Genomic DNA, 12,164 nt, shown 5'->3' with positions numbered 1-12,164 from the left:
GATCAGCTCGCTTTTCTGCTGGTTCTATCAGAGGTCTTGCGTGCGGCAGTCTTCGTCGCCGGCGCCTTGCCACCCATTTTCGCACTTTGGCGCAGCGCCTCCATGAGATCGACTACCTTGCGCTCCGGCTCGCGCTTGCGTTTCGGTGGCACGCGGCCTTCGATCTTGGCCTTCACCAGCTCGACAAGCGCGGCCTCGTAGCGGTCGTGATATTCACTCGGGTCGAAACGGCCCTCTTTGGTACCGATGATATGGCCGGCAAGCTCCAGCATCTCCTTGTCGAACTTGATATCGGGAATGTCCTTGAAGACGGAGCTTGCCGAGCGCACTTCATAGTCGAAGTTCAGCATGGTCGCGATGATGTGGTCGTCATGCGCGCGGATGAGCAGCGTGCGGTTGCGGCGGAAGAGCACGGCTTCGGCAAGGGCTGCCACCTTGCCGTCAAGCATGCCTCTGGCAATCAATGCGAGGGCTTCCGCGTCATGCTCGTCGACTGGTGCCAGATAGTAGGGGCGGTCGAAGTAGAGCTTGTCGATCCCATCGAAGGGAATGAATCCCTTCACGTCAAGCACCTTGTCGCTTTCGGGCATGATCTCCGAGATCTCATCGCCTTCGATGAGGATGTAGTCGCCGCTCTCCATCCGATAGCCCTTGACCTGATCGTCGCGCTCCACCGGTTTGCCGGTTTCGCTGTCGACGAACTGCCGCTCGACGCGATGACCGGTCCTGCGGTTGACGATGTTGAAAGAGACGCGGTCGGAAGAGGAAACGGCGGTATAAAGGCCAACGGCGCAAGCAAGGTCGCCGACCTTTAGATGGCCCTTCCAGCTTGCGCGTCCCGCCATCGCTTCCTCCGTTCAGAGCCTGCTGTTGCTTTTGTCGGTTTCGATCTGCTGGAATTTCCAGCCGCTTCCATCCGGCGCCGGATAGGCGAGCAGCGCATCGCCCTTGCCGATCTTCTGGCGCGCGGCTGCGTTTCTTGCGCGATCCATCGCCTGTTCTGCCGTGGCGTAGGGTTCAGACAATGTATCACCGAGCTTGTAGGCCCAGCCATTGTCATGCGGAACGATCTGATAGGTGATGTCGGCCATGTGCTTTCCTCCTTGTCAGCCGTTCTGGTCATTCATTGCCGGGACGAGCGGCTGCGCCGCTCGTCAAGCGCAATGATCTTTTCAAGCGATGCTATATCCTCGCTGGTGACGACAGGAACCGGATCGGCGGCGATCGCCTCCAGTACTTCCTTGGATACCGCACCGTTGCGGATTGCCCATTCCAGCGTCTCACGTGTCTCCCGCTCGGCCTTGAGCTGGGCATAGAGCGCGACGATCAGCCGGTCGCGCGCATCCATACTGCTGTGCTTGCGATCGATCTTGCGGATGCCGGGCATGGGAAAGTCCTGCCTCTTCGTGGAGTTGTTCAGGTGAAAAAACCGCTGACCAGTGGAAAGGTTCCGCTGAGCGGTGCAACGAAAATCAAAATCGCCGCATTGCGGGTTTGTGGCCAAGACACTATCTGAAAGCTATATTCGATAGAGGATTTCAAAATGGCCGATCTCAAGGCGCGTCCCCGTCCCACAGGTGCAAATGCCGTTCTCGGTCGCACCGGTTTCCCGCACGTTACGTCGGTCACCGGCGGTGAGATCGATATCGTCACCAGTCCATCACAGCCGGGCTTCAACCCGCTCGACCTGCTCTATTCCTCGCTTTCGGCCTGTCTCGTGCTGAGTGCCCGAATGGCGGCAAGCCAGCTCGGCATTCTCGACAAGATCACCGAGATCACCGCTGATGTGACCGGCGAAAAGGCGGTGGAAGGGCTGTCGCGCGTCGCCAAGTTCAACATCATCTTCTCCATCAAGGGCGATATCGACGAGGAAACGCGCCGCAAGATCGCACATATGGCCGAAGACGAAATCTGCACCGTCAGCAACACCATCAGAGGCACTCCGGAATTCGCAACCACGATCTCCGGCTGATCAGGTCGCCGCAGGTTTCTGCATGAAAATTATAGACAATAGGACCGGAGCATTGCATGGCCTTCGTGCTCCACCTATGCTCCGGCATCGATTGAAATGACGCCGGCTGAGATGCAGTTCCAGACAGAGCCTTCGAACGAACAGAAATCCCAGCGGCGGCTCGTCGCCATCATCGGCGGCGGCGTTTCCGGGGCGGGTGTCGCCTATCATTTGCTGAAGCTTGCCGGCGACGATGCACCCGATATCGTGGTCTTCGAGCCGCGCCCCATGCTGGGCCGCGGCCTTGCCTATGACACCGCCGATCCGGCGCACCGCATCAATGTGCCGGCCGCCAAGATGAGCCTGCAGCCGGATGATCCGGAAGAGTTCCAGCGCTGGATCGAGGCGAACAATGCCGTGCGCGACGATCCCGAAGCTGCGCGCGAGAACGGCCAGCTTTTCCCGCGCCGGCGCGTGTTCGGCGATTATGTCGGCTCGCTTTTGAAGCCCTTCCTGAAGTCAGGCGCCATCACTCATCGCCGCGCCACAGTGACGGCCATCCGTCGCGATCGTGATGGCTGGGTGATCCTCGACGACAAGGGCGGGCTGATGGAAGCCGGTATCGTTGCCATCGCCACCAGTCATCCGCCGCCGGTCGCACCGGGCAGGCTTGCCGCTATTCTCTCAAGCCATCCTCGTTTCGTTGCCGATACCACGAAACCAGGTTCCCTTGAGGTCGTGCGGCCGCAGGACAGAGTTCTCGTCATCGGCAACGGGCTGACGGGGGCAGACGTGATCGCTTCGCTTGCGCGAAACGGCCATGAGGGTCCTGTTGTGGCGATTTCTCGCCGCGGCCTGCGCTCTCGCGGCCATGCCGCGGTTCCGCAGGAACCCTTCGGCGATTTCATCGCCGATCCCGCATCCTCGGCAGTCGCGCTGTTGCGCAAGATCCGGCTGACCATTCTCCAGGCGGCCGGACAGGGCTTGAGCTGGCATGCCGTTATCGATCAGGTGCGCTCCCAGGGGCACGATCTCTGGCGCGCTTTGCCGGTCGCCGAACGGCGGCGCATCGTCCGGCATCTCAGGTCCTACTGGGATGTTCACCGTTTCCGCATCGCCCCGCAGGTGGAGGCGGTGCTCGATTCAGCAATCGAGGCCGGCCGGCTGGAAGTGCTTGCGGCATCTGTTGCCGATGCCAAGGTCGAGGGTGAAACAATCCGCGTCACCCTGCAGCCGCGGCATGCCCGCGAAAGATTGGAACGGACGTTTGATGCCGTCATCGTCACGACCGGTCCTGCACATGGTGGCATTTTGCAGACGCAGCCGTGGCTGGGTGAACTCGAGCGCGAAGGCTATCTCGTCCTCGATCCGACTGGTCTCGGACTTGCTTGCTCCGAGCGTTCCGAAGCGCTCGGAGCGGATGGTCAGGTGATCCCCTCGTTGCTCATTTCCGGTCCGCTTGCGCGTGGAACCTTCGGTGAATTGATGGGGTTGCCGCAGATCACCGAACATACGCTCTTCGTTGCCCGCGAGATCACAGACAAGCTGAAAGCCGCAGCCGCGGGATAATTGGCGACCTATTTCTGATCGATCTGTCGCTCTCTGACTGTCTTCGCGGCGCGACTCCTGATAGTCGCTGTGTCAGTCGCGGCTTGTGAGATCAGCCGCGCAGAGAGCATCGAGATCATGTCGCAGGCCGCTTCCCCCGTTTCCGAAACTCCATCTTCCAGCCGCCTACCGCTGTTCGCCCTTATTATCGGCGGCGCGGCGATCGGTGGATCGCCGATCTTCGTGCGGCTTTCCGAGGTCGGGCCGATGGCAACGGCCTTCTGGCGTGTGGCATTGGCGCTGATCCCGATCTTCATCTTCTCGCTTCTGCGCAAGGATACCGGCCCCAGGCCGAAGAGCCTTGCCGATTATGGTATGCTAATCCTGCCGGGCGCCGTGTTGGCGCTTGATCTGTCGGCCTGGCATCTGTCGATCACCATGACCTCGGTTGCCAATGCGACACTGCTCGCAAACCTTGCGCCGGTCTTCGTGACCGCCATCGGCTTTCTGTTCTTCGGCACCAAGGTTACCCGCGTCTTCGTGCTCGGCCTCATCCTGGCATTGGCCGGCGTGGTTGTGCTGAAGGGCGGGCCTGCTGCCTTTGGAAATGGCGACCTGCGCGGTGATGGCGTCGCCATGATCGCCGCCTTCTTCTATGCCTGCTACATCCTGGCGATCGGCGCGCTGCGCAGTCGTTTCGATACGATCCGTATCATGCTGTGGAGCACAGCCTCTGCCGCAGTCGGCGTCTTCCCGCTTGCGTTCTTCTTCGAAGGCCACATGCTGCCGGCAAGCCTTTACGGCTGGTCGGTGGTTTTCAGCCTTGCCTTCGTCAGCCATGCCGGCGGGCAAGTGGCGATCGCCTATGCGCTTGCCTATCTGCCGGCAGCCTTCTCCTCGCTGACGCTGCTTCTTCAGCCGGTCGTGGCGGCCATCCTCGCCTGGGCGCTGCTCAACGAATCGATCACGGCAATGCAGGCCTTGGGCGGCCTGATTGTTCTTGCCGGTATCACGGTCGCAAGGCGTGGCTAATCCCGTTTAAAGGAAGCTTGACCATTGGCTGATAGATCTGTCCCGGAGTTTGGGCAGGATCGGCCATGGCGAACCTTGATCAGGTATTTTCAGCTGAAGTTCAAAAGGCGGAAAAGCCGCAGGAATTCGCTGCGCGGCAGGCTTCGACTGCGCCCTTGCTGGTCTTCATGGCCCTTGCCGCCATCCTTGTCGCTCTCTTCAAATTTCCGCTGCTCCTCGATTATGCGAACCACTATGCCCGCATGTGGCTGCTCGCCGGCGGCATAAAGGAAGCACCTTTCCCCGAAATCTACGCGATCGAGTGGAACCGCACTTTCACCAATGTCGGCATTGATCTGCTCGCCCGCTTCATCGGTCCCGTCATCGGCGTCTCACTGCTCGCCCGCGTCCTGCTGTTCCTGGCGATTGTCCTGCCACCACTAGGCGCCATCGTGCTGCATCGGCGCCTGTTCGGCGGCAGCTACTATTGGCAGATCGGCATGCTCTATCTCGCCTGGTGCGCCACGCTGGTCGGCGGTTTCATCAATTTCCAGATAGGCCTCGGCCTTGCATTGTTGTTTGCAACGCTGGACCACCGCCTGGAGTCCGGGTCTGCAGTCAGGCTCTTCTTATGGCGGGTGGCCGTATCGCTGCTGCTCACTGTCGTCCATATATTCTCTGTAGGCTTTTTTCTGGCGATCGTCTGCGGACTGGAATTTTCCTGGCGCTTTGATGTCCTCAAATCTCGTTCGGCGGTCCTGCACCTTACCGGCAGGCTTGCGGCCGCAATGATCGCCTGCCTGTTTCCACCGCTTGCGTTGGCGCTGACCGCTGCCGACCTCCCAGGCAGTCATGCAGGCAGCATCCTGGCAGCTTGGAACGACGGCCCGGCGCTGCTTGTTCTCAATCTGCTGTCGGCCGTCTGGACCTATGTTGCGCTCGTCGACGTAATTTTCCTTGTGCCGATTCTACTCGTTTGCAGCAGGGCGATTGCCGCAAAAACATGCGCGTTCATGCCGGGCTTGTTATCACTGCGGCAGGCCTTCTTGTCCTATCCATCCTTTCGCCACGGCATGCCTTTGGCACCGGTTGGATAAGCTGGCGCTTTCCCATCATGGCCGCCCTCGTCGGCATGGTAATGATTTGCCCCTTTCAAAAGGTCGGTCGGCGTCAGGCTATCATCCTGTTCCTCGCCTTGAATGTCGCTGTCTTTGGCCGGACCGCCTGGATCGGTTTCAACTGGTGGCGGGGTCAGGCCGATGTTGCGAGCGTCGAGAAGGTGCTTGAAGTCGTTCCCTCGGGCGCTGCGATCCTGCCGCTGCAGCACGATCCGGCCTTTGCGGAGATAAAACTCGATCAGCGGCATTACGCGTTCACCGAGGATACGTTCCGGCATCTGCCGACATTGGCCGTTCCACTGGCGCATGCTTTCGTTCCGACACTCTTCAGCGCGCGGGGCAAGCAACCGCTCGCCGTGCTTCCCGCCTGGTGGGAGAAATCGGTGCCGGAAGGAAATCTCTTTTCGACCGGTGTGCTTTCTTGTCCCGGCCTGATGGCGGACGCCGCCAGCTTCACGCCCTATCTTGTCGACTGGCGCAGCAAGTTCGATTTCATCCTGGTCGTCAACGCCGATGTCGTCGATCAGAATGTTGGCGACGTGATGCCGGCGGGTACCCGCCTTGTAGAAGACGCCGGCTTTGCAAGGCTTTATGCGATCGATCCCAACGCACCGCTGACGCCGGCTGCCGTTCCGATCTCATGCCCCGACAGCTTCCACTCGTAGGTTATTGAGTTTCCTGCAGCTTATTTTCCTGCAGCAGCCATTTCTGAATGATCGGCACGTCGGCATCGCCGAGATCGTGACCGCCGGGTATGACGTCGGAATCGACGGTCGCGCCCGACGTCTTCAGCCGCTCTTCCAGCTCGCTCGCATATTTGCCATAGGCATCCATCTTGCCGCTGATGACAAGCAGGTCCGTGCCCTTCAAGTCGGCATGCGGATAGGCGCTGAGCACCGGCATGGAGCGCAGAAGCACAGCCTTGTGCACCAGGTTCGGGTGAAGGTAGAGCAGCGAATTCAGAAGGTTCGCGCCGTTGGAGTAGCCGACATAGACGATCTTCTTCGGATCGAGACCATAGGATTTGACCGCGCCTTCGATGAATGCGGCGAAGGCTTCGGCTTCGTTCTTGATGTCGTCCTGGTCGAAGGAGAAAGGCGTGATGCGCTTGTACCAGCGCGGAAAACCTTCCTCGGTCGCGCGCCCACGCACGCCGAGAAGGGTGGCGCGTGGCGCGACCTTGTTCAGCAGCGGCATCAGTGTCGTCTCGTTGCCGCCGGAGCCGTGCAACAGCACGAAGACGCTGCCGTCGGGATCGGGCGGGGTATAGAAACGATGGACGAAAGGCAGGTCGCGATAATTGATGCGCGGCTGGCCGGGCATCGAAAACTGCGGCAGCACGACCTTCAGGTCGCTGAGATTGGTGATCGAATCCTTCGGCGGAATGAAGAGCTTGGTCCCGAGTGTGGCTTTCGGCTCATCCACCATCATGCCCGGCTGGTTGGTGGCAAGCTCTATCAGCGTGCCGCCGGGCTCGCGGGCATAGAGAGAGCGGAAGTATTTGCGATCGTGCAGATTGGTCGCTGAGGCATTTTCCTTTTCGAGCGCCTTGTGAACGGCCAGAACGGCTGCGTCGTCATCTGCGCGGAAAGCGACATGGTCGACCGTGCCGGTACCGGGCGCGCCGGACCAGAAGCCACGCGCATCGCGCACGTCGATGATATCGCCCGACTGCGAGACGAGGCGGTCGACCGTACCACGATTTGCCTGGAACCTGTACCCGAAATGGCTTTCGATGAAATGGCGGCTCTCGTTCGGCTTTTCGGTCAGCATGGTCGCACCGCGCACGCGCTGTACGGCATGCTCGATCGGCACATCGCCGCCGTCCCAGGCAGCCGGCGATTTCAGATCCTTGGCGCCGGCAAGCTTGACGATGACATTGTCAGGATCCTTCAACCGCAGCACTGGCTCGCCGAATTCATCCGCGGGGCCTTCCGAGCGGAAGCCGAAGCGCATGGCACGCGTCAGCCAGTAACCGATACTGGTCGGATCGATCGCCAGCGACATTTCGCTGATCTGACCGTAGCCAGCCCGGCCGGGTGCTCCGTCCTCCCAGACGAGGAAGGTGACGAGCGAGCCCGGACTGCCCTCTGCATCGCCATAGAAGAGGTGAAGCTGTGTGGCGTCCTCGAAACCGGCCGTCTGTTTGACGAGCCGCATGCCGAGGAATCCGGCGTAGAAATCCACATTCGCCTGCACCTTGCGGGTGATCAGCGTGATATGGTGTATGCCTGAAGCCATGGATGAAAGCCCGAATTGAAAAGGCGAGGCCAGGAGCGCGAGTATGAGGGTCGTTGCTAGCGTCATACCGTTGCCAATGACCTTTTCTCTAATTTTGTTCCGCAAAAAGCACAAGTGCGTCACCGCGCGGCAGGAGCTCAAGCGTGTCGACCTCCTCCAGTGCTTCTTCGAGTTGTTGCAGTGTCGGCGGCTTGACCATATAGGCGAGTGCGCCGAGGTCTTTTGCCCGTTGCATGTCACTTTCGTCGCTTGAGGTGCTGAGCACACAGACCGGAATCCGGTTCAGCCGGTGATCGGCTGAGAGCGCGTTCAGCACCTCGAAACCATCCATGATCGGCATGTTGATATCGAGCAGCATCAAGTCGATCTGCGGCTCGTCCGGAATATCGGCGCGCTGCTCCAGAAGCCGCATCGCCTCGCGGCCGTTGGTCGCCACATGCAGGTTGAAGTTCACCTTCTCGCGCCGCATCAACTTGATCTTCAGAAGCTGGATATCGGCCGGGCTGTCTTCCACCAGCAGCACTTCGGCGAGCCTGCCGCGGCTTTCGCTCGTATGGTCGGATGCTTTTGCCGCCTGTTGCTGTTCGCTGGTGACCGGCTGATCGCCTGATATCTTCGCGAGCGGTACTTCGAGCAGGAAGGTCGCACCCCTGCCGGTCTTCGCCTCGCACCAGATCGATCCGCCATGCAGCTGCGCGATGCGACGGCATATGGCAAGCCCGAGCCCTGTGCCTTCGATGCCGCGGCCGACGAGGCGCTTGAAGGGTTGGAAGATCAGCTCACGATGATTGGGGTCGATTCCGGGCCCGTTGTCACCGACCGTCAGGCGGCATATCCCCCTGTCTGCTATGGCCGAAACGCGCACTTCCGGAACGGTATCTTCACAATAGCGGATCGCATTGGAGACGAGGTTCTGTAAAAGCTGGATCAGCAGCGTCGCATCGCCCATCACCTCCGGCAGCCGACCGCGGATGATGATCGCCTGCCGGCTTTCGATCTGCTGATGCAGATTGTGCTCCACCTGATCGAGCACGGCCGACAGCGAGACCGGCTTGAGCTCGAGCTCGCTCGAAACCTCCAGCTTCGTGAAGCCTGAGACCTTGACGATCAGGTCTTCCATGTGATCGGCGGCGCTGAGGATATAATCGAGAAGTTCGCGGTCCTCGGCCGGCAGTTCGGCCGAGCCGTGCAGGATGCGGCTGAAAGATTTGATCGTTCGCAGCGGCTCTTTGAGATCATGCGCCATGGCGCGGGTGAAGATTTCGAGCGACTGCCGCTTCTGCTCAAGCTTTGCTTCCAGTACACCATGCATCACGGCATTCTGGATGCAGCGATGCAGCGTCTCGGGCGATAGCGCATCCTTGGTGAGATAGTCGCGCGCACCGCTTTTCATCACTTCAACTGCGACGGTTTCGTTGCCCTGGCCGGTCAGCATCACCACATTCGCGGCCGCATCTTGGGCGAGGATTTCCGAGAGCACGCCAAGGCCGTCGCGGCCGGGAAGCGAATAGTCGAGCAAAATACAGTGAGGGTGCCTCTGGCTGTTGAGGGCGAGACCCTCGTCGCCGCTCTCGGCCTCGATCACGGTATAGTTCGTGCCGGAGACCCGCGCCAGCATGCGGCGATAGACTTCCCGGTCGTCTATATTGTCATCGATGATGAGAACGCAGCAGTCTTCCGCCAAACGTCAGTCCTCTAGGGGCAGGATTGCGATTTCGAACCAGTATTCCTTGAGCCGCTGGATAGCGGCGAACAGTCCGTCGAGATCGACCGGTTTCTGTACATAAGTGTTGGCGCCGAGCGCATAGCAGCCCTCGATGTCGCGCTCGTCGTCCGATGTCGTGAGGATCACGACCGGGATCTTGCGCCAATGCGCATTGGACTTGATCGCCTCAAGTGTCTTGCGCCCGTCGAGACCCGGCATATTGAGGTCGAGCAGGATGAGGCCGGGCTTCGGCGCCATGGTGGCGAGCACGTCGAGCGCTTCCTGACCGGAGGCTGCCCAGCGGATGGGGTTGCGCAGATTGGTGCGCTTGAAGGCCCGCATCGTTGCTTCGAAATCGTCTTCGCTGTCCTCGACGATGAGGATCGGTTGCGTGTCACGCTGCAGCATTCTGGCCCTCGCGCTTCCTTCCCAAAGTAAAGTAAAATGTCGTGCCGATGCCGACGTCCGACTCCAGCCATATCTCACCATTGTGACGCCCAATGATCTTGCGCACGAAGGTGAGCCCTGCGCCGGTGCCGTCCTCGGAATCCTGCGATTTTTCAAGCCGTTTGAAAATGCGGAAAATATCCTCGTGGAATTCTTGGGGTATGCCCTTGCCGTTGTCCTTCACGTAGAAGACGTTGCGGGCCGTCGTCCCGTCCTTGCCGGCATAGCGTTCCAGATAGCCGACGCTGATGAGCGGCACGGGTTTGTCGTTGTATTTGATGGCATTGGTGACGAGGTTGCGGAATACCTCGGTTAGCCGCGGGGCATCGCAGACGACCTCCGGCAGCATCCCGTCGATGACGACCTTCGCATGCCGCTCCTCCAGAAAAAGCTCCATGGTGGCGACGACGTCGCGGATGATCGAACCGATATCGGTTCTTTTGACCGCGAGCTGCTGGCGACCGATGCGCGAGAAATAGAGAAGATCGTTGACGAGCTTTTCCATGCGCTGACTGAGCCGGACAAGCCGGTTAAGCCGGCGCACGCCGTCTTCGTCGAGCTTCTCCTCATAATCTTCCAGCAGGAAACGCGAATGATTGTGCAGGCCGCGCAGCGGTTCCTTGAGATCATGCGAGGCGATATAGGCGAACTCATCGAGATCGTGGTTGGAGCGTTCGAGATCGGCCGTATATGCCTCGAGCTGCGCAAGCGTCGTCTTCATCCGCTCCTCCTGCCGCATACGCTCGCTGATATCGCGCACGATGCCGACGAAGGTCTTGCCCGAGCCGCCGACGACAGCGCTGACCGAGAGGTCGATTGGGAAGACCACGCCGTTCTTGCGCCGGCCGGAGACCATGCGCGTCGTGCCGATGATGCGTTCCTCACCGGTACGCCGGTAATTGCCGAGATAGGCGTCATGTTCGGAATGATAGGGTTCCGGCATCAGCATCTTGATATTGTTGCCGATCACTTCCTGCGGCGTGTAACCGAACATGGTCTCGGCGGCTGGATTGAAGCTCATGATCCGCCCCACCTCGTCGATGGAGATCACGGCGTCAGGCGTATTGCGCACCAGCGCGCTGAAGCGGATGCGCTCGGTTTCCAGATGCTGGCTGTTGCGCATGAAATAGAAGACGAAAATGGCAATCAGCCAGAGCGTTGCTGCCGTGATCGAGCGATTGGTGGCTTCCCGCCAGTAATCATTCTCAGCATGGTTGACGGCGAAAAAGCCAAGCAGGATCAGGACCGTGCAGACGAAGGCGAATAACATCGGCGCGTTGCGATTACCGAACCAGAGCGCCGTCAGCACGAGCGGGACATAGAGAATACCGTTTGCCACGCCAAGCGGCGTATAGAGATCGACGATGAGGCCGGTAAAACAGATCGATGCCGGTATCCAGAGGGGGATCTGTGCCCTGTTGGTTGGCAACATCCACCAGGATCTGGCGAGAAGCCCGCAACCGAAAGCCACCAGACCGATAGCCGTAGGCAAGGCCATCGCGGCATAGGGACCCCAGCGATATCCCTGTTCGGCATCTGTGACGTATCCGGCAAGTGCGATCATGCCGAGTGTGATCGCGATATAGCTGGTGAGTTCCTGTACAAGCTGGCCGCGCGGCTCCTTCCCATAGAGCGCAAAGAGAATGGAAAGATTGGTGATCAGGAAGATCAGCGCTGTGTTCGGGCCCATGCCGCCGCCGATCTGTTCGACAAAGGTTGGAGAGATGAAAAACTGCGTCAGGAACACATCGACATTATGTATCGTGCGGCCGAGCGTGATGATCTCTGTCAGGCGCACCGCGGAAAGCAGGGCGGCAAGGCCGCAAGTAATGACGGGCACGATGCGGTTAGGCTTGCCTGTCTCCATCGACGTGGCAAGCCCGATACCCGACAGCACGAAGCAGATGGCGGTATTGAATGCCATGGACGGAAAGCCGGGCACGATCGAGATGATGATTTCGACCTCCAGCAGCCACCCGGTCAGCGCCGTCAGGCCGAGCAGGACCACCAGGTAGCCGATGAGGAGCGCGACCATGCGGTAGCGACCGCTTTCCGCCCCGTCTCGTCCTGATGTAGCAGTATCCCGCACCTGCATCACCTCTCCGCCATGTCCTTGTTGGCGAGCCATCTTTTCCGAAATCTA

Annotated in this window: 10 protein-coding genes and 1 pseudogene; 4 read left to right on the top strand and 7 right to left on the bottom strand. The window is 59.9% G+C overall.

From position 1 onward, the window contains the following. Positions 1–2: 2 nt before the first annotated feature. Genes J2X71_RS03290 through J2X71_RS03280 form a run of 3 tightly spaced genes read right to left on the bottom strand, consistent with a single transcriptional unit; the run spans position 3 to position 1,387 of the window. A complete protein-coding gene (locus J2X71_RS03290; RefSeq protein WP_310378907.1) occupies positions 3–845 on the bottom strand; it encodes a Ku protein in 843 nt (280 codons plus the stop codon). A gap of 12 nt (positions 846–857) precedes the next feature. Then, positions 858–1,091, bottom strand: a complete 234-nt coding sequence (locus J2X71_RS03285; protein WP_113321829.1) for a DUF2188 domain-containing protein — start codon at positions 1,089–1,091, stop codon at positions 858–860. A gap of 32 nt (positions 1,092–1,123) precedes the next feature. After that, entirely contained in the window at positions 1,124–1,387 is a 264-nt protein-coding gene (locus tag J2X71_RS03280; RefSeq protein ID WP_310378906.1) for a hypothetical protein, read from the bottom strand. 156 nt (positions 1,388–1,543) lie between these two features. Here J2X71_RS03280 and J2X71_RS03275 point away from each other — a divergent pair, with 156 nt between their 5' ends. The 4 genes and pseudogenes from J2X71_RS03275 (at position 1,544) to J2X71_RS03260 (ending at position 6,293) form a co-directional block, all read left to right on the top strand. Further along, on the top strand, positions 1,544–1,972 hold the full coding sequence (locus J2X71_RS03275) for an OsmC family protein (RefSeq protein ID WP_310378905.1): 429 nt from the start codon (positions 1,544–1,546) through the stop codon (positions 1,970–1,972). 96 nt (positions 1,973–2,068) lie between these two features. Continuing rightward, a complete protein-coding gene (locus J2X71_RS03270; protein WP_310378904.1) occupies positions 2,069–3,520 on the top strand; it encodes an FAD/NAD(P)-binding protein in 1,452 nt (483 codons plus the stop codon). A gap of 117 nt (positions 3,521–3,637) precedes the next feature. Next, positions 3,638–4,531, top strand: a complete 894-nt coding sequence (locus J2X71_RS03265; RefSeq protein WP_310380052.1) for a DMT family transporter — start codon at positions 3,638–3,640, stop codon at positions 4,529–4,531. 65 nt (positions 4,532–4,596) lie between these two features. Further along, a pseudogene (locus tag J2X71_RS03260) lies at positions 4,597–6,293 on the top strand (hypothetical protein). 1 nt (position 6,294) lies between these two features. On the opposite strand, the gene J2X71_RS03255 reads toward J2X71_RS03260, so the two are convergent. The 4 genes from J2X71_RS03255 to J2X71_RS03240 are packed head-to-tail and all read right to left on the bottom strand — an operon-like array spanning position 6,295 to position 12,056. Then, on the bottom strand, positions 6,295–7,935 hold the full coding sequence (locus tag J2X71_RS03255; protein WP_310378902.1) for a VOC family protein: 1,641 nt from the start codon (positions 7,933–7,935) through the stop codon (positions 6,295–6,297). A gap of 22 nt (positions 7,936–7,957) precedes the next feature. Beyond that, entirely contained in the window at positions 7,958–9,553 is a 1,596-nt protein-coding gene (locus J2X71_RS03250) for a response regulator (RefSeq protein WP_310378900.1), read from the bottom strand. Between the two features lie 3 nt (positions 9,554–9,556). Continuing rightward, positions 9,557–9,982, bottom strand: a complete 426-nt coding sequence (locus tag J2X71_RS03245; RefSeq protein WP_007821084.1) for a response regulator — start codon at positions 9,980–9,982, stop codon at positions 9,557–9,559. Continuing rightward, entirely contained in the window at positions 9,969–12,056 is a 2,088-nt protein-coding gene (locus tag J2X71_RS03240; protein ID WP_310380050.1) for a PAS domain S-box protein, read from the bottom strand. The genes J2X71_RS03245 and J2X71_RS03240 overlap by 14 nt, the downstream gene beginning before the upstream one ends. Positions 12,057–12,164: the final 108 nt, after the last annotated feature.

The organism is Rhizobium sp. 1399, from assembly GCF_031455475.1.
Taxonomy (GTDB): domain Bacteria; phylum Pseudomonadota; class Alphaproteobacteria; order Rhizobiales; family Rhizobiaceae; genus Rhizobium.
Note: the sequence above shows the minus strand (reverse complement) of the source record. Positions and strands in the feature narration are given on the sequence as shown.